Below are 19,629 nucleotides of genomic sequence, written 5' to 3'. Positions count from 1 at the left end.
CCATCGCGGCGATTGACGTGCTGACACGCGCCTTTCACAGACAATCAACAGTTGCGCACAGCCCTGTTGACGTGTGTATAGTGGGCATTACCCGGCCAGCGCTGGGTGTGCATCAGCCCGACCCCCCGGGGCTGATCCACGACGACCTCCGCCTCCTCCCCCCCTGGCGGGGGTCGTCCCTTTTTCGGGGTAGGTCAAATTCCTCGAGGCATGGCCTCTTCGCCGCGTTTCAGCCGGCGCCCGATTGCTGTTTTCCCCGCGTGGCGTAGGTGTCGTGACCCTGGTCCGTCGAGTGTCGCGGTGCGTCCACGGAAAAGTTGCGGAACGACATTCTCACGACTCCGTCAATAAAGTTGTCCACAGTTTGCGATCTATCCACATTCTGCGTGCGGGCTCTGGTGCCGCGGCCTGACGCGGATCACGGTTGACGCATGACAACGAACGGGGCACTGGCCTTGATCGCCGACGCGGGACTGCGCGACGAGATCGAGCGCATCGCCGCGGCGGCGGGCATCAGGGTCGTGTACGCGGCAGAGCCCTCCGGCCGGAAGGCGTGGGTCGGTGCGGCGGCAGTGCTACTCGACGTCGCGGCGGCCTGGCGCTGTCGCGAGCTCGGGCTGCCGCGACGGCCCGCCGTGGTGCTGATCGCCACCGATGCGCCGGGCACTCGTGAGTTCGAGGCCGCGATGGCGATCGGTGCGCAGGAGGTCATCACCCTTCCCGGCCAGGAGTCGGGCCTGGTCGGCGTCCTGTCGGAGGCCGCGGCCGGCGAATCCGACGGGTGCCGCGGCGCCGTGGTCGCGGTGATCGGCGGACGTGGCGGCGGCGGCGCATCCGTCTTCGCGATCGCGTTGGCGCAGGCCGCGGGTGAACCGAACCGGGAGTGCCTGCTCGTCGATGTCGACGCCTGGGGCGGCGGCATCGATCTCGCGCTCGGCGCCGAGTGTGATGCCGGCCTGCGCTGGCCCGACCTGGCGGCAGCCGGGGGACGGCTGAGCTATCCGGCGCTGCGCGATGCGCTCCCGCGCCGGCGCGGGATGGTCGTGCTGTCGACGGGCCGTACCGGCGTCGAGTTGCGGCCGACGGCGCTCGCGGCCGTCGTCGAGGCCGGGAGCCGAGCCGGCGCGACCGTCGTCTGCGACGTGCCGCGGCAGTCGTCACCGGCGGCCGAGACCGTGCTGGCCGCAGCGGATCTGGTGGTCGTGGTGGCGCCGGCCGAGCTGCGCGCCTGTGCGGCGACCCGGGTCGTCGCCGACTGGGTGACGGCGGTCAACCCGAATGTCGGTCTGGTCGTCCGGGGCCCGGCGCCCGGAGGGCTCCGTGCCGCCGAGATGGCGACGATTCTCGGATTGCCGCTGCTGGCGGCCATGCGCGCGGAGACCAACCTCGACGGTGCCCTGGAGCGGGGCGGGCTCGGCCGCAGTCTGCGGAGCCGGTCACCGCTGGCCGTGGCCGCCCGTCGCGTCCTCACGGTGCTGCGCCAACAGCCGGGGGAGGCGGCGTGACGTCGTCACTGGTGGACCGCGTCCGGGAACGCCTGGCCGCGCAGACCAGTGGTGCCCTCCATCCGAACGCGGTGGCGGCCGCCATCCGCGCCGAATCCGGCGGTGTCGTCGCCGACAGCGATGTCCTGGCCGGCATGCGGCTGCTGCAGACCGAACTGACCGGCGCCGGGATTCTGGAACCGCTCCTGCGAGCACCGGGGACCACCGACGTCTTGGTCAGTGCGCCCGACGAGGTGTGGGTCGACGACGGAAACGGGTTGCGCCGCAGCATGATCCGATTTCCGGACGAGAACGCCGTGCAGCGCCTGGCGCAACGTCTCGCGCTGGCGGCCGGGCGCCGGCTCGACGATTCGCAGCCCTGGGTCGACGGCCACCTCGGTGGTATCGGTGGCGGCTTGACCGTGCGGTTGCATGCTGTGCTGCCGCCGATCGCCGCCGCGGGCACCTGCCTCTCGCTACGGGTATTGCGGCCCGCAACACAGGACCTGGCCGGCCTCGTCGAGTCCGGGGCCATCGCGCCGCCCGCCGTCCCGCTCATCGCCGACATCGTCGCGGCGCGGCTGGCCTTCCTGATATCCGGCGGAACCGGCGCCGGAAAGACCACCATGTTGTCCGCGCTCCTCGGGGCCGTCGACCCCGCAGAGCGGATCGTCTGTGTCGAGGACGCCGCCGAGCTCGCACCGCACCATCCGCACCTGGTCCGGCTGGTCGCGCGCGGCGCCAACGTCGAGGGCGTCGGCGAGGTGACCGTGCGTGACCTGGTTCGGCAGGCGCTGCGGATGCGCCCCGACCGCATCGTGGTCGGTGAGGTCCGTGGTGCGGAAGTCGTCGACCTGCTGGCCGCGCTCAACACGGGCCACGAGGGCGGGGCCGGGACGGTGCATGCGAACAGCCCCGCCGAGGTGCCGGCGCGCATGGAGGCGCTGGCGGCCGTCGGCGGGTTGGACCGGGCGGCGTTGCATTCGCAACTGTCGGCCGCGTGCCAGGTGGTGCTGCACACCGCGCGGGACCGCGACGGGCGTCGCCACCTGAGTGAGATCGCGGTGCTGTGCCGCGCGCCGGACGGGACCGTGACGGTCGTGACGGCCTGGCACGTCTGCCGGGGCGCCGGCCCGGGCATGCCCGCGCTGAGCGAGCTGCTGGCGTCGCGGGGCCGGTCGTGAGTCCCGCGCTGTTGTTGGCGCTGGCCGTGCTCGTCGCGCCGCCGGTCGGCGGCGCCGGTCGCCTCGGGCATCGAAAACGCTTGGTGGGATTCGGCTCTCAGGGTGGACCGCGGCTGCTCTGGTCGGTGGCGGCCGCCGTCGCCGTCGTGGCACTCGTCCTGCTGCCGGTGCCGGTGCTGCTGGCCGGGGCGGCGGTGGCCGGAACCGCCGGCGTCCGGTGGCGGCGCTCGCGGCACGCGGCGCAGCGCGCCCGGGAAGCGCAAACTCTGCAGGGCGCGCTCGGCATCCTGGTCGGCGAATTGCGCGCCGGGGCGCATCCGGTCGCGGCGTTCGAAGCCGCGGCCCATGAAGTGGACGGGCCCGTCGCGGTGGCGTTGGGGGAGGTCGCGGCACGGGCACGGTTGGGGGCCGATGTCTCGGCCGGTCTGCGCGGCGTCGCGGAATCATCGGCGTTGTCGGCCCATTGGCACCGCCTCGCCGTCTACTGGCAACTGGCGCTCGACCACGGGCTCGCGATCGCCCCGCTCATGCGCGCCGCCGAGCGAGATGTCATCGCGCGCGAACGCTTCTCATCGCGGATCCGGGCGGGCATGGCCGGCGCCCGGACGACGGCGGCCGTCCTGTCCGGGCTGCCCGTGCTCGGAATTGTGTTGGGGCAGTTGATCGGTGCGCATCCCGTGCGCTTCCTGCTCGGCGACGGCGCGGCCGTGCTGGCGGTCGGCGTGGTGCTGTGCTGCCTCGGGCTGCTGTGGTCGGACCGGATCATCGCGCGGGCACAGCGATGAGCGCGGTGCCGATTTTGCTGCTTGCCGTGGCGGTTCTGCTGATCCCGGGCGCGGCGGTGCACCGAATCCGGCCCCGCCTGCCCGACCGGTCCCCGCGGCCCGCGGTGCTGGACGACCCACTGGCGGTGCCGTCGAGCTTGGACGTGTTGGCGGCCTGCCTTGCGGCAGGCATGGCGACCGGTGCGGCGGCCGGGGCAGCGGTGGCGTCGGCGCCGGCCGGTTTGGCCGGCGTGCTGCGCCGCGCGGCCGAACTCCTGGCCCTGGGGGCCGGCCCGGCGGCGGCCTGGGCCGAGCCGGCGCGTGGGACGGACCCGCATGTGATCGCACTGCTGCGGCTGGCGCGGCGGTCGGCGTCGTCGGGCGCCGCGATGGCGCAGGGCGTCGCCGAACTGGCCGAGCAGGCCAGGGCCGACGCCGGTGACGCGGCGGATGCGGCCGCCGAGCGGGCCAACGTGCTGATCGCCGGTCCGCTGGGGCTCTGTTATCTGCCGGCATTCGTGTGTCTCGGCATCGTGCCGGTGGTGGCGGGTCTGGCCGGTGACGTGTTCCGGTCCGGGGTGTTCTGATCGCAACAAGGGGAGGAAAAACCATGAAGATGAACAGCTTTCGCGCACTCGAAGCCCGCGCGACCATGCTGCTCACCGACGAGAGCGGCATGTCGACGGTGGAATATGCCATCGGGACCGTCGCTGCCGCGGCGTTCGGCGCCATCCTGTACACGGTGGTCACCGGGGACTCGATCGTCAGCGCTCTGACCAACATCATCGGCCGTGCCCTCACCACCAAGTGATGACCGGGGTGGCGTCACGGTCGAGGCGGCGTTCTCGGTTGCCGCACTCATCGCGGTCGCGGCGCTCGGTGTCGGCGGGCTCGGCGCGGTCTCGGCGCAGGTGCGCTGTATCGACGCGGCCCGGGAAGCGGCCCGGCTCGCGGCTCGCGGCGACCACCGTGCCGCCGTCGACACGGCTCAGCGCACCGGCCCCGACGGCGCCTCGGTCGAGGTGCGGCGCGACGGCGGGCGCATCGTCGCGCGGGTCCGCGTTCCCGCACCGCTGCTGCCCGGTGTCACCGTTGGGGCCGAGGCCGTCGCGGCACCCGAGCCTGGCGCGTGACGAGCGGGGTTCGGCGACGGTGTTCGCGGTCGCGCTCATCGTGGTGCTGATTGGGCTCATGACCGGGGCGGCCGCGGTCGGCGCGGCGGTGATCGGTCGGCATCGCGCCCAGTCAGCGGCCGATCTGGCCGCACTCGCCGCCGCGGGCGCACTGGCCGGCGGGCCCGGCCAATCCTGTGGCCGGGCGGTCGCCGTTGCCGAAGCCATGGACGGCCGGGTTGGTCACTGCGCCGTGCAGCGGCTGGATGTGGTGGTCGACGTGGAGGTGCCGGTGCGGTTCGGTCGCTGGCACCTCGGCAACGCGCACGGCCGGGCCCGCGCCGGGCCAGGCTGACGGCAGCGCGGTGGTCACCATGATGAGGAGGACACAGAAGAACAGATCACCCCACCCGGGTCGGTCCGTCGTTGTGTCGCTTGCCATGTCACTACCGTAGAATCTCAACTATGGTTGAGATCAAGCGCATGGGTCCGACCGACCTCCTGACCATCGGGGAGATCGTGAAGCGGACGGGAGTCTCCGCGTCCGCGTTGCACTTCTACGAGCGAAAAGGGCTGATCCACCCCGAGCGCACGTCGGGCGGGACGCGGCTGTACCCACGTCACCTGGAGCGTCGCATCGCCGTCATCCAGGTGGCGAAGCGGCTCGGCATTCCGCTCAGCGAGGTGGCCGAGCACTTTCAGACGCTGCCCGACGACCGGATGCCGTCACTGCGCGACTGGACCAGGCTCAACAAGCGGTGGCGGGCGCAATTGCGCGAGCGGCAGCTCGAGTTGGAGCGCCTTCAGTCGGAGATGGACCAGTGCATCGGGTGCGGGTGCATCTCGCTCAACCACTGCCTGGTCATCAACCCCGGCGACACGCTCGCCGCCGAAGGGCCGGGAGCTCGGCGACTGCTGCCGTTCGACGGGGCGAATCCGGCTGGCGCCGAGTAGGACTCGTCCTGGTCAGGACTCGGGCAGGTCGTCGTTCAGCCGGTCCCCGGCTGCCACCAGCTCACCGTAGGTGGGCAGCCGCAGGGACAGCAGGCCGGCGAAGGTGTCGTCGGCGACCTGGAGCCGGTGCGCGGTGACGTGAATCGGCACCCACCCGCCGTCGTTGGCGCGCAACCGGAGCACCCGCGACGTCGGTCCGCTGCCGAATTCGACCGTCATGACGGCCATCTCGGCGATCTCGTTGGGGTGCACCACCGTTTCGGACGTCGCGTCGGCGCTCCAATCGAAGAGCGGGCAGGGCTCGTCGACCCACTTGATGAGCTTCCAGGTGTTCAGGTCCACCAAGGCCCGGTACACGCCGGGCACGCCCGGGCCGCCCGCGAGCTGCTGCGCCCGGTCGAGCGGGCTGGCCGCCGACGTATCGCGCACGCCGCGCCAGTTCATGGCGCGGCAGATCAGCCGATCCCGGTCGTCCTCGTCAGGCTCGTTCAGCACGCGCGCGGCGAACCCGACGCTGATGGGCCGGCCCCGGAAATCGGTCATTTCCCAAGTGCTCGTGAAGGTTTGGCCGGGTTCGGGCTTGATCACGGCGGAGATGACCCGCGCCTCGTTCGGGTTGAGCTTGCGGGTCTGCAGATCGTCGGCGAACGCGCGACCATGGGTGGCCTCGGCCGCCGGGTTGAGACCGCTGTTGGCCAGCGACTCCATGGTGTCGGTCGCGATGCCGTTGGTCAGATCCCACTTCAGCGGGCCGGGGATCATCCGGTCCGGTGGGTCGGCATCGGGAGCACCGACCCAGACGTGCACGCCATGGATACGGCCGTCGGTCATCTGCACCACTTCGGTCCGGATCACCCGGTCGCTCTTGGGCGTGATGCTCGTCAGCGGCAGGCCCGCGCGGACGGTTTCCCCGATCGCCGACTGGATGGCCATCAGACTCGCGTTGCGCCGCAGGAAAGTGCTGATGGGAACCATGTCCTGGGTTTGCTGCCCTAACGCGACGACGGCAGGTTCGGCGCCGAGGGTCTCGACGAGGAGCCAGTCGTCCGTCATGGTCGTAGTTTATCCGTTTTGACGCTCTTTGCTCTGCCCGGTGTCGGCCCGCCGCCTACTTGCCGTGGGCCGCCAAAGTGTGCACTACCAGGCGAAGTACCTGGACAGCGCCGGCTTTGTCCAGGGGATCGTTCGCGTTGCCGCACTTGGGCGATTGCACACAGGAGGGGCAACCGTGACGGCACTCACATGCTGCGATCGCCGCGGCGGTGGCAGACCACCAGGTGGACAGCTGCCGGAACCCGCGGTCGGCGAACCCGGCGCCGCCCGGATAGCCGTCGTACACGAAAATCGTTGGTAGACCGGACAAGTCGCCGGGAGCTGGGCCCGCCGCGGTGGACACCCCGCCGATGTCGCCCCGGTCGCAACTGGCCACCAGCGGCAGCAGGCCTATCGCGGCATGCTCGGCGGCGTGCAGTGAACCGGGCACGCGCACCGGATCAATCCCCTTGTCCAGCAATATCTCCGGGGTCATCGTGCACATGACCGCCATGGTGTCCAGGGTGCGCGTGGGCAGGTCCAGGTCGACGAAATCGAGCACGGTGCCGTCCATGGCCCGGCGCAGGAAGCCCACCACGGTGTTGGACACCGACACCGGGACCAGACCGATGGCGACGGGCCCGTACCGGTGGATCTCACCGGTACCGCGCACGCTGATGTCCGTGACCTCCCGGGCCGACGTGGTGTACCCAGGATCCTCGGCGTGCACGAACGCGACGCCGGCCTCGAAATCGAGTGCGTCCACCAGGAACGTCTCGCCCTGGTGCAGGTGGACGGCGCCGGGATGCACCGAGGCCGGCGCCTGCCCGGCGCCGGTGCTGCCCAGCATGCGTCCGGTGCCCGACTCCAGGATGGCGATCTGCCCGCCGGACGAGCCCCGGATGTCCACCGCGGGATGCGGATCCACGCCGGGCGCCGGGAAGTAGCCGGCGGGACGCTTACGCAGCAGGCCGTCGTCGACCAGGGATTCGGCCACCGCGTCGGCGTCCCACATCCGCACCTCGGCCGGCGTCAGGGGGAGTTCGGTTGCCGCGCACAACAATTGCGGCGACAGCACGTAGGGGTTGGCGGGATCGATGACGATCCGCTCGATGGGCTTGTCGAGCAGGGCGGCGGGATGGTGCACGAGGTAGGTGTCGAGGGGGTCGTCGCGCGCGATCAGCACGATCAGCGCGCTCTGCCCGCGCCGTCCGGCCCGGCCGGCCTGCTGCCAGAACGAGGCCACCGTGCCAGGGAACCCGGCCAGCACCACGGCGTCCAGGCCGGCGATGTCGACGCCGAGTTCCAGGGCGTTCGTGGTCGCCAGGCCGCGCAATTCGCCTTCCGTCAGAGCATGTTCCAGCGCCCGGCGGTCCTCGGCGAGATACCCGGCGCGGTACGACGCCACCAGCGGCGCCAGGTCGGGTGCGACGTTCTCGAGCCGGGCCCGCGCGCCGAGCGCCGTCAACTCCGCGCCGATGCGCGAGCGGACGAAGGTCAGGGTGCGGGCGCCTTCCGCGATCAGGTCGGCCATCACGCGGGAGGCCTCGGTACCCGCGGCCCGGCGCACCGGGGCGCCGTTCTCGCCGATCAGGTCGGTGAGCAGTGCGGGCTCCCACAGCGCCACGGTGCGGCCGCCGTGCGGCGACCCGTCCTCGGTGATGGCGGTGACGGTCTGCCCGAGCAGTTCGGACGCCGTCTGCGCCGGGGCGGCCGTGGTCGCGCTGGCGAACACCACCGTGGGCGCGGACCCGTACCGGTCGCACAGGCGCAGCAGCCGGCGCAGCACCATCGCCACGTTGGACCCGAAAATGCCGCGGTAGTAGTGGCATTCGTCGATCACCACGTACTTGAGCTGGCGCAGGAACACCGCCCACCGGGAATGGTTGCGCAGCAGGGACAGGTGCACCATGTCGGGATTCGAGAAGATCCACCGGGACCGCTCGCGGGCGAATTGTCTTGCCTCGGTTGAGCTGTCGCCGTCGTAGGCGGACGGCGCGGTGTTGAGGAGGCCGGGAATCGTGGCGCACAGCGACTGCGCGGCCCGCAGCTGGTCGTGGCCCAGCGCCTTGGTGGGGGACAGGTACAGGGCGCGGGCGTGCACATCGTTTTGCAACGCATGCAGGATCGGCAGTTGGTAGGCCAGGGATTTCCCGGACGCCGTACCCGTCGCGATCACCACATGCCGACCGGCGTGCGCCAACTCGGCCGCGGCCACCTGATGCGACCACGGCTGTGCCACACCACGATCGGTGAAGACCTGCGCCACGTCGGCACCAACCCAAGTGGGCCAGGGCATTCGGCGCGCCTGGCGCGGCGCCAGGTCGGCGACGTGCCGCAGCGGCTGTTCGCCGGCCGGGGTGCCGTCCAGCGCAGCCGACAACAGCGTGCGGCCGAAGTTCGACTGTCCCTGCGTCACAAGATGAATTGTTAACCACAGTTCGTTGTGTGACTGTTGCGGCAGCGTGGAACATGGTTGACTGATCTTGGTCGCAGCTTCTGTGTTCGTGTGTCAGCACCCGGGAACGTCGCCTGCGTTCCCGGTACGCCGGAAGACTCGGTGGACCGCACCCGCAGTAACAGAAGGAAATGAAGGACAAATGCCACAGGGGACTGTGAAGTGGTTCAACCCGGAGAAGGGTTACGGCTTCATTGAGCAGGAAGGCGGCGGAGGCGACGTCTTCGTCCACTACAAGCAGATTCAGTCCAATGGGTTCCGCACCCTTGAGGAGAATCAGAAGGTCGACTTCGAGATCGAGCAGAGCCCCAAGGGCCCGCAGGCTCTGAACGTCCGCACCGTCTGAGGTTCACAGACTCCGCCGAACGCCCCCGCATCGTCAGCGACGAAGTGGGGGCGTTTCGCATCCGCGGGTAGTCGCGCCCGGCCTCCCTGCCTTTTGGTCTGGGCTGGCCTACTGTCGGCAGGGTGAGTCAGCTGTCCTTCTTCTCGGCCGAGTCGGTGCCGCCTGCGGTCGCCGACCTGGCCGGGTTGCTCGCCGCGCCGGGACAGGTGGTGATGGCGGGGGACGCCAAAGTCCGCCTGTCCGTCGTCGTCGACGCGCTGTGGCGGGCCGAGGCGCTGGCCGAGATGATCGCCGAGTCGGGCCTGAAGCCCGAGATCACCCACACCGACGAGAAGACCCCGTTGGTGCGCACCGAAGCCGACGCCCGGCTGGCCCGCATGGCGCAGGACTGGACGCGCGGAGCGGTCAAAACCGTGCCCGACGGATGGTTGCCGGGCCCCCGGGAGCTGCGCGCCTGGGTGCTGGCCGCGGGCACCGCGGAACCGAACGGCTATCTCTTGGGTTTGGATCCCCACGCACCGGATACCCATTCGACGTTGGCGTCGGCACTTATGCGAGTCGGGATCGCGCCGACCTTGATCGGCACGAGGGGTCACCATCCGGCCCTGCGGATCAGCGGCCGTCGGAGGTTGTTGCGCCTGGTAGAGAACGTGGGCGAGCCGCCCGGGTTCACCGAGGCGTTTCTCCAATGGCCCCGGATTTAGGGGATGCAGCCCGTATATTTTGGCCGCATCCGGTTTGCGTAGGCTCGCGCGGAGTGTCAAATTGTGACTTGCCTTGGAACCGGATGACCGTTAGGCATTCATTCGGTGTCCTAGTGCCGACCAAGAAGTGGAGCGTATAGATACGGTGGCTGACCTCGATGGTGCCGGTAGCGGCAGCCGGGTCCGGCGACTCGTCATAGTCGAGTCGCCTACCAAGGCGCGCAAGATTGCCGGTTACCTCGGCTCCAACTATGTCGTCGAATCGTCGCGCGGACACATCCGCGACCTCCCGCGCAACGCCGCGGACGTGCCGGCCAAATATAAAGGTGAGGCCTGGGCGCGCCTCGGCGTGAACGTCGACGACAACTTCGAGCCGCTCTACATCGTCAGCCCCGATAAGAAGGCCACGGTCACCGAGCTCAAGGACCTGCTCAAGGGTGTCGACGAGCTCTACCTCGCGACGGACGGTGACCGCGAGGGTGAGGCCATCGCCTGGCACCTGCTCGAGACGCTGAAGCCCAAGGTGCCGGTCCGGCGCATGGTGTTCCACGAGATCACCGAGCCCGCCATCCTGGCCGCCGCCGAGAACCCTCGTGACCTCGACATCGCCCTGGTCGACGCGCAGGAGACCCGCCGCATCCTCGACCGCCTCTACGGCTACGAGGTCAGCCCCGTGCTGTGGAAGAAGGTCGCCCCGAAGCTGTCGGCCGGCCGTGTGCAGTCGGTTGCGACCCGGATCATCGTGCAGCGTGAGCGGGAGCGCATGGCGTTCCGCAGCGCCGGCTACTGGGACGTCACCGCCGAGCTGGACGCCAGCGTCTCCGACCCCGAGGCGTCGCCGCCCAGGTTCACCGCCAAGCTCAACACCGTCGACGGCCGGCGCGTGGCCACGGGCCGCGATTTCGACTCCCTCGGCGCCGTCAAGAAGCCCGACGAGGTGCTGGTGCTCGACGAGGCCGGCGCGGGTGCCCTGGCCGCGGGGCTGCGCGGCGAGTCGCTGACCGTCAGCTCGGTGGAGCAGAAGCCGTACACGCGCAAGCCCTACGCCCCGTTCATGACCTCGACGCTGCAGCAGGAAGCCGGCCGCAAGCTGCGGTTCTCCTCCGAGCGCACGATGAGCATCGCGCAGCGGCTGTACGAGAACGGCTACATCACCTACATGCGTACCGACTCCACGACGCTGTCGGAGTCGGCGATCAACGCCGCGCGCACCCAGGCCGGGCAGCTGTACGGCCCGGAGTACGTGCACCCGACGCCGCGGCAGTACACCCGCAAGGTCAAGAACGCCCAGGAGGCACACGAGGCCATCCGTCCCGCCGGTGACGTGTTCCAGACCCCAGGTCAGCTGCACGGCGCGCTGGATACCGACGAATTCCGGCTCTACGAGCTGATCTGGCAGCGCACCGTCGCCTCCCAGATGGCCGATGCCCGGGGTACGACGCTGTCGCTCCGGATCTCCGGCCAGGCCCGCACGGGCGAGCAGGTCGTCTTCAGCGCCTCCGGCCGCACCATCACCTTCGCCGGCTTCCTCAAGGCCTACGTCGAGAGCCTCGACGAACAGGCCGGAGGCGAGGCCGACGACGCAGAGAGCCGCCTGCCGAACCTGACCCAGGGTCAGCGCGTGGATGCCGCCGAGCTCACCGCCGACGGGCACACCACCAATCCGCCGGCCCGGTACACCGAGGCCTCGCTGATCAAGGCGCTGGAAGACCTGGGCATCGGTCGCCCGTCGACGTACTCGTCGATCATCAAGACCATCCAGGACCGCGGCTATATCTATAAGAAGGGCAGCGCCCTGGTGCCGGCCTGGGTGGCGTTCGCCGTCGTCGGGCTGCTCGAACAACACTTCGGGCGCCTGGTCGACTACGACTTCACCGCCGCCATGGAGGACGAACTCGACGAGATCGCCGCCGGCAACGAGCAGCGCACCAACTGGCTGACCAACTTCTACTTCGGTGGCGACCACGGCGTCGAGGGCTCGGTGGCCCGCGAGGGTGGCCTGAAGAAGCTGGTGGGCGTCAATCTCGAAGGTATCGACGCGCGAGAAGTCAACTCCATCAAGCTGTTCGACGACGCCGAAGGACGTGCGATCAACGTCCGCGTCGGCCGCAACGGGCCGTACCTGGAGCGGATGATCGCCGATGACGAGAATCCCGGTGAGCTGAAACCGCAGCGCGCCAACCTCAATGACGATCTGACGCCCGACGAGCTGACCCTCGAACTGGCCGAAAAGCTCTTCGCCACACCGCAAGAGGGCCGGGTCCTGGGTGTCGACCCGGAGACCGGGCACGAGATCGTCGCCAAGGACGGGCGTTACGGGCCGTACGTCACCGAGGTGCTGCCGGCGCCACCGGAGGAGCCGGATGCCGGCACCGGCGCGAAGAAGACCAAGAAGCCCGTCGGCCCCAAGCCGCGCACCGGATCTCTCTTGCGCTCAATGGATTTGGAGACCGTCACGCTCGACGACGCGCTGAAGCTGCTGTCGTTGCCGCGCGTCGTCGGTGTCGATCCGGAGAGCAACGAGGAGATCACCGCGCAGAACGGCCGCTACGGCCCATACCTCAAGCGCGGCAGCGACTCTCGCTCACTGGCCACCGAAGAGCAGATGTTCACCGTCACGCTCGAAGAGGCGCTGAAGATCTACGCCGAGCCGAAACGCCGTGGGCGCCAAGGCGCGGCCACGCCGCCGCTGCGTGAGCTGGGCACCGATCCGGTGTCGGGCAAGCCGATGGTGATCAAGGACGGCCGCTTCGGCCCGTACGTCACCGACGGTGAGACCAACGCGAGCCTGCGCAAGGGCGACGACGTCATGTCGATCACCGATGAGCGGGCCTCGGAGTTGTTGTCCGACAGGCGTGCTCGTGGCCCGGTGAAGAAGGCCGCCAAGAAGACCGCTGCCAAGAAGACGGCGGCGAAGAAGACGGCCGCCAAGAAGGCACCGGCGAAGAAGGCTGCCGCGAAGAAGGCCTAACTCGCGGCTTCGGTTTCTGGAGCCGGCCGCGGCGAGGCCAGCGACAGCGGCCGCGCCAGCTGTGTCGGCGCGGACCGGCCGCGCAGCTCGACGGTCTCGCCGACATCCCAGCACAGGGCCTCGGCGTCCAGCGCGCCGCTGACCGCGATCGCGGACGCCAGCACGTGGCCCTCTTCGAGCTTGGCGAGCTCGGTCAGGCGGGCGGCCTCGTTCACGGGGTCGCCGATCACGGTGTACTCGAAGCGGGCCAGCGCGCCGATGTGGCCGGCGATGGCCCGGCCCGCCGAGACGCCGATGCCGAATTCCGTGGTGCCCAGCACCGTCACGAGTTCGTCGTGCAACTCGCGGGAGGCGGCCAGCGCGGCACCGGAGGCGTCCGGGTGCTCGATGGGGGCGCCGAAGATGGCCAGCGCCGCGTCACCCTGGAACTTGTTGACGAACCCGCCGTGCCGGTTCACCGTGTCGACGATGATCCGGAAGAACTCGTTGAGGATCGACACGACCTCGGCGGCAGGCCGCGTCGAGGCCAGCTGCGTCGACCCGATCAGGTCGATGAACAGCACCGCGACATCGCGCTCCTGGCCGCCCAGCTCGGTGCCGCGCTCCAGGGCCCGGCGCGCGACGTCCTCGCCGACGTAACGGCCGAACAGGTCGCGCAAACGTTGCCGCTCGGACAGGTCGCGCACCATGTCGTTGAACCCGGCCTGCAGCAGGCCCAGCTCGCTGGCGTCGTAGATCTGCATGTGCGCGTTGTAGTTACCGCGCTGCACCTCACCCAGGGCCCACCGCAGCTGGCGCAGCGGGTCGGCGATGGACATGGCGACCAGCACGTTGCCGGCCAGGCCGACGGCCAGCGCGGTGATCGCCAGCAGCAGGATCGGGGTGTTGAGCTGGTCGTTCTGGGCGATGAAGGTCGTGTACTGGCCGGCCAGTCGGGCCACGATGATCGCCAGCAGCGGCACGCCCGTCGACAGCACCCAGGTCAGCACCTGGCGCTGGATGACGCCGGGGGCCCGAAAGTTCTCCGGCACCCCGTCGCGCAGCGCGGCGACCGCGACGGGCCGAAGCACCCGCTCGGACTGCAGGTAGCCGATGATCGCGGTCGCGGTGGCGCCGAGCGCGCTGGCCACGGCGACGAACGGCGCCGAGCGGCTCGCCACCGGCCAGCTGGCGATGATGAACACCACCGAGCCGAGGAACCAGTTCCCGACGCTGATCAGCGTCCGGTAGTACGGCATCTTGAGCGCCCGGGTCCGGGCCAGCTCGGTGAATGCGGGGTCGTCGGCGTCGCCGTGCAGGGTGTCCCGCCGTTGCCAGCGGATCACCGGGATCAGCAGCCGCAGACTCAGCCAGGCCGCCACGACGAACGAGACGAACAGGACGGCCAGGAACACCGCCAGATTCACCGCCGGCAGGTCCTGGAGCTGGATGCGATCTTCGGCCGGCAGACCGAACCGCAGGAAGCCCAGAACGAACAGCGCACCGATGATGTCGGCCTGCAGCAGACTCAGCGTGAACACCGGCCACGGCGTGCGCGCCACCCATCGGACGAACCCCCTGATTCGCCCGATGTGCTCTACATCGGTGGCCACCCGCTAACCGTATCCGGCCGGGGCGACGGATATTGCCGCTGCGCGCAGGTTCGTGTCGCCTGCGACGGTTACTGTGGGGCGCGATGAGCGGAGTTTTCTCGCGTTTGGTCGGCCAGGATGCCGTGGAAGCCGAGTTGGTGGCCGCAGCGCGGGCGGCCCGGGGTGATTCGGCTCACAGCGGGCTCACAACCGGCAGCATGACGCATGCGTGGTTGATCACGGGGCCGCCCGGTTCGGGCCGGTCCATCGCCGCTGTGTGCTTTGCTGCGGCGCTGCAGTGCACTGCGGAGGCCGCCGAAGGCGGTCCGGGTTGCGGCGCCTGCCGCGCGTGTACGACGACCATGGCGGGCACGCACGCCGATGTCCGGCGCGTGATTCCCGAGGGGCTGTCGATCGGTGTCGACGAGATGCGCGCCATCGTGCAGACCGCGTCCCGGCGGCCCGGAACCGGCCGCTGGCAGATCGTCGTCGTCGAAGACGCCGACCGGCTCACCGAGGGCGCCGCCAACGCGCTGCTGAAGGTCGTCGAGGAGCCGCCGCCGTCGACGGTGTTCCTGCTGTGCGCGCCGTCGGTTGATCCCGAGGACATCGCGGTGACGCTGCGGTCGCGGTGCCGGCACGTGGCGTTGACGACGCCGCGGGCCGACGCCATCGCGCAGGTCCTGATGGACAACGACGGACTGTCCGAGACCGACGCGCGCTGGGCGGCGTCGGTCAGTGGGGGGCACGTCGGCCGGGCGCGCCGGCTCGCGACCGACCCCGACGCACGGTCGCGCCGGGAGCGGGCGCTGGGCCTCGCCCGGGACGCCGCGACACCGGCGCGTGCGTATGCGGCCGTCGAGGAGCTTGTCGCCTCGGCCGAGGCCGAAGCGGTGGCGCTGACGGCCGGCCGCAACGAGGCCGAGACCGAGGAGCTCAAGACGGCGCTGGGCGCCGGTGGCACCGGTAAAGGCGCGGCGGGGGCGCTGCGGGGCGCCGCGGGCGCGCTGAAGGACCTGGAGAAGCGGCAGAAGTCGCGCCAGACCCGGGCGTCGCGCGACGCGCTGGACCGGGCGCTGATCGACCTGGCCACCTATTTCCGCGATGCGCTGCTGGTGTCGTCTGGGGCGACGGGCGTGGCCGCCGCCAACCATCCGGACATGAGTGACAAGGCCGCCGCGATGGCCGCTCACGTGCCCGCCGACCAGCTGCTGCGGTGCATCGAGGCGGTGCTGGCCTGCCGCGAGGCACTGGCCACCAACGTCAAGCCGAAGTTCGCGGTCGACGCCATGGTGGCGACCATGGGCCAGGCGCTCCGGGCCGGACAACGGAACTGACTTTGGTTGCGCCGGACGCGTCCCGTAGACTCGTCCCGCCCCGCCTCGGTGGGGCGCGCCACCCTAGCTCAGTCGGTAGAGCAATTCACTCGTAATGAATAGGTCAGGGGTTCGATTCCCCTGGGTGGCTCCACAACTTTTTGCGCTACCGGCGCTGGTCGGGCTGCACGTGCGGGCCCGCGGACGGCGTCTCCGTAACCGGCGTCACCACGCTCGGGTCCAGGTTGAACTTCGGCTTGCGCATCGGGACGGCGATGCAGCCCTGAGCTTTTCCGTCGACGTACGAGCACTTCGTCTTGTCGCCGTTCTTGTCGGTCGTGGTGCAGGCCTCGTAGGAGTGCCCGCCCGCGACTTTGGATTCGTAGGTCTGGTTCGAACCCATGCAATCGCTGCCGACCGTGGCGTTGGCGCCTGGTGCGGACAGGATCGCCGGAACGGCGTACAGCGCGGCAGCACTCAGCAGGGCGGCCAAGGTCGGCTTGATCATCGAGTTCGTGTTCATTGCTGGATTCCTTTGCGGGTGGTGGACGACGGGGGTCAGGAGCGATCGACCTGAACCGGGACGAGGTCACCGGTCGGGATGTGGGGGCCCTTTACCGCCGTCCGCGGCACCGTGATGCAGCCCTGGGGCTTGTGATCGACCTCGGTGCACTGGGTCTTGACGCCGTCCTTGTCGGTCGTTGTGCAGCTCTCGACGATCGACCCGTTCGACCGGGTGCCGAGGGCCAAGGTGCCGTTGCCTTTTACACAGCGCTCTGTCAAGGAATCTGCGCTTGCCATCGGCGTCGTCAGCGCCAGCGGGGCCACGTACAGCGCAGCCGTGCCGATGAGCGCGGCCAGTGCGATGCGCTTGCCGTTTGCGGTCCCGGTGGTGGTGGTCATGGGAGTTCTCCTTTTCCGGTGGTCACAGGCCCTTGTGGACTTGCTGACACAGGTAGGAGTGGGCACCGCCCCCAAAGGGGACAGTTTTTTGCGCGGCTATTTGGGCGCCAGGAACCCCACCGGCCCGGAGGCGACGCACACCGACAGCGCCGACGTGTTGGCCTTCACCTGGATCGCGGCCCCGGCGCCGGGCAGCCGGACGAACACCCGGTTCAGGCCGGGGTGTACCGGCACGCGGGCCTCGCGTCCCTCGGGCAGGGACATCGTCAGGGACCCGTCGCTGTTGGCGAGGTAGTTGATCTCGGCGGTCCAGTCGGCCGGCAGCAGCGGGCCGTCGAGCGGCATGGTGACCGGTGCGTCGGTCTGTACCAGGTAGCCGCAGTTCGGTGCCGGGCCGGGCGCGATGGTGCGCGTCCACGTCACCTTGGCCGGTACCAGTTGACCCGTCGCAGTGAGCATCTGCAAAGAGGTTGTGCTGGAAGCGAATTCAGGCCGGTCGCGCAGCAGTGCGAACATGTGGCTCGCCAGGTTCTGTGGCCATGCCACGCGCTGCAACACCAGGGGATCGACTTCCTGATCCAGCAGCGGCACGCCGCGGGGCGCGTTGGCCAGCGCCGCCTCGACGTTGACGAGGTAGGCGCGCGTGGGGTTGTCGCGCCAGCTGGGCAGGAAGGTCGCCCACGAGTACAGGCTGCTGGCCACGAATAGTGTTGCGGCACAAGCGACGACGAACCGTCGTCGCGCGGAGTCGTCGAACCGCGCACTCCGGTTGGGCGCGCAGAAGGCGACGGCGGCCAGCAGTGCCAGCACCACGACGAGATCGGATAGGTAGCGCAACGTCTGCGCCAGCTCAAGGGCCGTGAACTTCGACGACCGCATCAGGTAGATCGGCACCTGGCACGCCACCACGTACCCGACGGCGGCCAGCCAGACCGGGCCCAGCCGGCGCTTGCGCAGCAGCGACACCGCGAGCACGGCGGCGAGCACCAGCCAGCCCAGCACCATGACGACCGGGCCGGGCGTCGCCCACGGGGAGGCGGGCGCCCAGCGCTGCCAGTCCCACGGCCCGCCGGCCAGCGTCGGCACCAGTCCGTGTGTGACGGACCGCGCCAACAGCTCCCACGTCATCGCCAGGTCCAGCGTCCAGCGCTTCTGGTTGACCACCAGTAGATAGACCCCGACCCAGCCGATCGTGATGGTCAGCAGCCCCAGCCACAGCCGCAGGCCCTTGCGCCATACCGAGGTACGTGCGCCCGTGACGTACACCAGCAGCCAGCACACCGCGAACGCGGTGAACGGAATCACCGCGGACTTCTCGAAGAACACCAGCCCGCCCAGATAAGCGAGGCAGCCGGTCCACACGTACCGCGGATTTCCGGTGCGGACCAGCAGGATGGCGTCGGCGCACACCCACGCCATGGCCGCCGCCATCGGCAGCGCGTTGAGCCCGGCCGACCACCAGGCGAACGCCGGCACGCCCAAAGGCGTGAACAGCGCGAACGTCAGCGGCACCAGCAGTACCGGGCGCCACCCGAGCATCACGCGCAGGGCGCGCACCAGCGCCACCGACGCGACGAGTTGCAGCAGCACCAGGCTCAGGGCCGGCCAGAACCAGTTCAGTGGTGCCAGCCGCGTCAGCACCCCGGCGAGCAGGAATCCGGCGGGCATGACGTGCCCGTCATGGTCGTTGAAGAGGAAGTCGGGCGACAGCAGGGAATGGGTGCCGGCCTGGCCGATCAGGATCAGATCGTCCCAGTAGAAGTAGCCGCCGAATGCCAGAACCGCCCGCAGTACCAGCTGCAGCACCACGAGTACGGCGGCAGTTCGGGCGACCCAGTTCACTCTTGTCGACTGTACGGGGCGTCACGCAGCAACCGTCGGTATGGTTGCGCCGTGCGAACACTTGTCACTGGTGCTGCCGGGTTCATCGGGTCGACCCTCGTCGATCGGCTCCTGTCTGAGGGACACGACGTCGTCGGGCTCGACGACTTGAGCAGCGGCAAGGTCGACAACCTCGCTGATGCCGAGGGCAACCCGCGATTCGAGTTCGTGAAGGCCGACATCGTCGACGCTGATCTGCACGCCATCGTCGCCGAAGAGCAGCCCGAGGTGATCTTCCACCTGGCCGCGCAGATCTCCGTCGCACGGTCGGTGACGGACGCTCCGTTCGACGCCTCGGTCAACGTCGTCGGCACCGTGCGGCTGGCCGAGGCGGCGCGCAGCAACGGCGTGCGCAAGGTGGTCCACACATCGTCGGGCGGGTCCATCTACGGCGTCCCGCCGGGCTACCCGACAAACGAGGACATGCCGGTCGATCCGTCGTCCCCGTACGCCGCCAGCAAGGTGTGCGGCGAGGTCTACCTCAACATGTTCCGCAACTTGTACGGCCTGGACTGCTCGCACATCGCGCCCGCCAACGTCTACGGCCCGCGCCAGGACCCGCACGGCGAAGCCGGTGTGGTCGCGATCTTCAGCCAGGCGCTGCTGGCCGGGCGGCCCACCAAGATCTTCGGTGACGGCACCGACACCCGCGACTACGTGTTCGTCGACGACGTCGTCGACGCCTTCGTGCGAGCCGGCGGCGAAGCCGGCGGTGGGCAGCGGTTCAACGTCGGCACTGGCGTCGAGACGTCGACGGCGCAGCTGCACACCGCGATCGCCGCGGCCGTCGGCGTGCCAGACGCCCCGGAGATGCACCCGCCGCGCCTCGGTGACCTGCGCAAATCCCGCCTCGACTACACCCGTGCGCAGCAGGTGCTGGGGTGGAGCCCCAAGGTCGCGCTGGCTGAGGGCGTGGCCCGGACGGTGAACTTCTTCCGTCCCTGACCTG

At 69.8% G+C, this 19,629-nt stretch carries 19 protein-coding genes and 1 tRNA gene; 14 read left to right on the top strand and 6 right to left on the bottom strand.

Annotation, left to right across the window (positions count from 1 at the left end; genetic code table 11):
- The first annotated feature begins 431 nt into the window (after window positions 1-431).
- From ssd to soxR, 8 genes are all read left to right on the top strand, one after another.
- On the top strand, window positions 432-1,505 hold the full coding sequence (gene ssd / locus H289_RS0111630) for a septum site-determining protein Ssd (RefSeq protein ID WP_020100970.1): 1,074 nt from the start codon (window positions 432-434) through the stop codon (window positions 1,503-1,505).
- A complete protein-coding gene (locus H289_RS0111625) occupies window positions 1,502-2,668 on the top strand; it encodes a TadA family conjugal transfer-associated ATPase (RefSeq protein WP_020100969.1) in 1,167 nt (388 codons plus the stop codon). The genes ssd and H289_RS0111625 overlap by 4 nt, the downstream gene beginning before the upstream one ends.
- A complete protein-coding gene (locus H289_RS0111620; protein ID WP_020100968.1) occupies window positions 2,665-3,453 on the top strand; it encodes a type II secretion system F family protein in 789 nt (262 codons plus the stop codon). The genes H289_RS0111625 and H289_RS0111620 overlap by 4 nt, the downstream gene beginning before the upstream one ends.
- Window positions 3,450-4,019, top strand: coding sequence for a type II secretion system F family protein (locus H289_RS0111615; protein ID WP_020100967.1), 570 nt, complete (start codon window positions 3,450-3,452; stop codon window positions 4,017-4,019). The genes H289_RS0111620 and H289_RS0111615 overlap by 4 nt, the downstream gene beginning before the upstream one ends.
- Before the next feature lie 23 nt (window positions 4,020-4,042).
- Window positions 4,043-4,243 carry a DUF4244 domain-containing protein gene (locus tag H289_RS0111610; RefSeq protein ID WP_020100966.1) on the top strand — a complete coding sequence of 67 codons (201 nt, stop codon included), beginning with the start codon at window positions 4,043-4,045 and terminating at the stop codon, window positions 4,241-4,243.
- Window positions 4,224-4,565 (top strand): TadE family type IV pilus minor pilin, encoded by a 342-nt coding sequence (locus tag H289_RS32965; protein ID WP_020100965.1) that lies wholly within the window; start codon window positions 4,224-4,226, stop codon window positions 4,563-4,565. The genes H289_RS0111610 and H289_RS32965 overlap by 20 nt, the downstream gene beginning before the upstream one ends.
- Window positions 4,525-4,899 (top strand): Rv3654c family TadE-like protein, encoded by a 375-nt coding sequence (locus tag H289_RS32960; RefSeq protein ID WP_196810019.1) that lies wholly within the window; start codon window positions 4,525-4,527, stop codon window positions 4,897-4,899. The genes H289_RS32965 and H289_RS32960 overlap by 41 nt, the downstream gene beginning before the upstream one ends.
- A gap of 110 nt (window positions 4,900-5,009) precedes the next feature.
- Window positions 5,010-5,498, top strand: coding sequence for a redox-sensitive transcriptional activator SoxR (soxR, locus tag H289_RS0111595; RefSeq protein ID WP_020100963.1), 489 nt, complete (start codon window positions 5,010-5,012; stop codon window positions 5,496-5,498).
- Window positions 5,499-5,510: 12 nt separating this feature from the next.
- On the opposite strand, the gene H289_RS0111590 is transcribed toward soxR, so the two are convergent.
- Together H289_RS0111590 and H289_RS0111585 are read right to left on the bottom strand one after the other, a co-directional pair.
- The gene (locus H289_RS0111590) at window positions 5,511-6,551 is read right to left on the bottom strand and encodes a PAS domain-containing protein (RefSeq protein WP_020100962.1); all 1,041 of its coding nucleotides are present in this window, start codon (window positions 6,549-6,551) and stop codon (window positions 5,511-5,513) included.
- A 55-nt stretch (window positions 6,552-6,606) separates the two neighbouring features.
- On the bottom strand, window positions 6,607-8,949 hold the full coding sequence (locus H289_RS0111585) for a DEAD/DEAH box helicase (protein ID WP_020100961.1): 2,343 nt from the start codon (window positions 8,947-8,949) through the stop codon (window positions 6,607-6,609).
- 181 nt (window positions 8,950-9,130) lie between these two features.
- On the opposite strand from H289_RS0111585, the gene H289_RS0111580 reads away from it, so the two are divergent.
- The 3 genes from H289_RS0111580 (at window position 9,131) to topA (ending at window position 13,009) form a co-directional block, all read left to right on the top strand.
- Entirely contained in the window at window positions 9,131-9,334 is a 204-nt protein-coding gene (locus H289_RS0111580) for a cold-shock protein (protein WP_020100960.1), read from the top strand.
- Window positions 9,335-9,456: 122 nt separating this feature from the next.
- A complete protein-coding gene (locus H289_RS0111575; protein ID WP_020100959.1) occupies window positions 9,457-10,038 on the top strand; it encodes a hypothetical protein in 582 nt (193 codons plus the stop codon).
- A 145-nt stretch (window positions 10,039-10,183) separates the two neighbouring features.
- Window positions 10,184-13,009: a type I DNA topoisomerase gene (gene topA, locus H289_RS0111570; protein WP_020100958.1), complete on the top strand. Its 2,826-nt coding sequence runs from the start codon at window positions 10,184-10,186 to the stop codon at window positions 13,007-13,009.
- Here the strand turns inward: topA and H289_RS0111565 are convergent.
- Window positions 13,006-14,601: an adenylate/guanylate cyclase domain-containing protein gene (locus tag H289_RS0111565; protein WP_029105111.1), complete on the bottom strand. Its 1,596-nt coding sequence runs from the start codon at window positions 14,599-14,601 to the stop codon at window positions 13,006-13,008. The two genes, topA and H289_RS0111565, sit on opposite strands and share 4 nt — an antisense overlap.
- Before the next feature lie 83 nt (window positions 14,602-14,684).
- On the opposite strand from H289_RS0111565, the gene H289_RS0111560 reads away from it, so the two are divergent.
- Window positions 14,685-15,917 carry a DNA polymerase III subunit delta' gene (locus tag H289_RS0111560; RefSeq protein WP_020100956.1) on the top strand — a complete coding sequence of 411 codons (1,233 nt, stop codon included), beginning with the start codon at window positions 14,685-14,687 and terminating at the stop codon, window positions 15,915-15,917.
- Window positions 15,918-15,974: 57 nt separating this feature from the next.
- A tRNA-Thr gene (locus tag H289_RS0111555) sits at window positions 15,975-16,050 on the top strand.
- 12 nt (window positions 16,051-16,062) lie between these two features.
- Here the strand turns inward: H289_RS0111555 and H289_RS0111550 are convergent.
- The 3 genes from H289_RS0111550 to H289_RS0111540 form a co-directional block, all read right to left on the bottom strand.
- Complete coding sequence (locus H289_RS0111550) at window positions 16,063-16,419, bottom strand: hypothetical protein (RefSeq protein WP_020100955.1); 357 nt, start codon at window positions 16,417-16,419, stop codon at window positions 16,063-16,065.
- A gap of 35 nt (window positions 16,420-16,454) precedes the next feature.
- Window positions 16,455-16,799 carry a hypothetical protein gene (locus H289_RS0111545; RefSeq protein ID WP_020100954.1) on the bottom strand — a complete coding sequence of 115 codons (345 nt, stop codon included), beginning with the start codon at window positions 16,797-16,799 and terminating at the stop codon, window positions 16,455-16,457.
- A gap of 96 nt (window positions 16,800-16,895) precedes the next feature.
- Window positions 16,896-18,641: a hypothetical protein gene (locus H289_RS0111540; RefSeq protein ID WP_020100953.1), complete on the bottom strand. Its 1,746-nt coding sequence runs from the start codon at window positions 18,639-18,641 to the stop codon at window positions 16,896-16,898.
- 51 nt (window positions 18,642-18,692) lie between these two features.
- On the opposite strand from H289_RS0111540, the gene H289_RS0111535 reads away from it, so the two are divergent.
- Entirely contained in the window at window positions 18,693-19,625 is a 933-nt protein-coding gene (locus H289_RS0111535; protein WP_020100952.1) for an NAD-dependent epimerase/dehydratase family protein, read from the top strand.
- Window positions 19,626-19,629 lie beyond the last annotated feature (4 nt).

The organism is Mycobacterium sp. 360MFTsu5.1 (assembly GCF_000383495.1).
In the GTDB taxonomy this organism is placed as follows: Bacteria; Actinomycetota; Actinomycetes; order Mycobacteriales; family Mycobacteriaceae; genus Mycobacterium; species Mycobacterium mucogenicum_B.
Note: the sequence above shows the minus strand (reverse complement) of the source record. Positions and strands in the feature narration are given on the sequence as shown.

Excerpts from the sequence above, each read along its gene's own strand:
- ssd (WP_020100970.1), top strand. The coding sequence starts at position 432 with ATGACAACGAACGGGGCACTGGCCTTGATCGCCGACGCGGGACTGCGC.
- H289_RS0111615 (WP_020100967.1), top strand. The coding sequence starts at position 3,450 with ATGAGCGCGGTGCCGATTTTGCTGCTTGCCGTGGCGGTTCTGCTGATC.
- H289_RS0111610 (WP_020100966.1), top strand. The coding sequence starts at position 4,043 with ATGAAGATGAACAGCTTTCGCGCACTCGAAGCCCGCGCGACCATGCTG.
- soxR (WP_020100963.1), top strand. The coding sequence starts at position 5,010 with ATGGTTGAGATCAAGCGCATGGGTCCGACCGACCTCCTGACCATCGGG.
- H289_RS0111590 (WP_020100962.1), bottom strand. The coding sequence starts at position 6,551 with ATGACGGACGACTGGCTCCTCGTCGAGACCCTCGGCGCCGAACCTGCC.
- H289_RS0111580 (WP_020100960.1), top strand. The coding sequence starts at position 9,131 with ATGCCACAGGGGACTGTGAAGTGGTTCAACCCGGAGAAGGGTTACGGC.
- H289_RS0111560 (WP_020100956.1), top strand. The coding sequence starts at position 14,685 with ATGAGCGGAGTTTTCTCGCGTTTGGTCGGCCAGGATGCCGTGGAAGCC.
- H289_RS0111550 (WP_020100955.1), bottom strand. The coding sequence starts at position 16,419 with ATGAACACGAACTCGATGATCAAGCCGACCTTGGCCGCCCTGCTGAGT.
- H289_RS0111545 (WP_020100954.1), bottom strand. The coding sequence starts at position 16,799 with ATGACCACCACCACCGGGACCGCAAACGGCAAGCGCATCGCACTGGCC.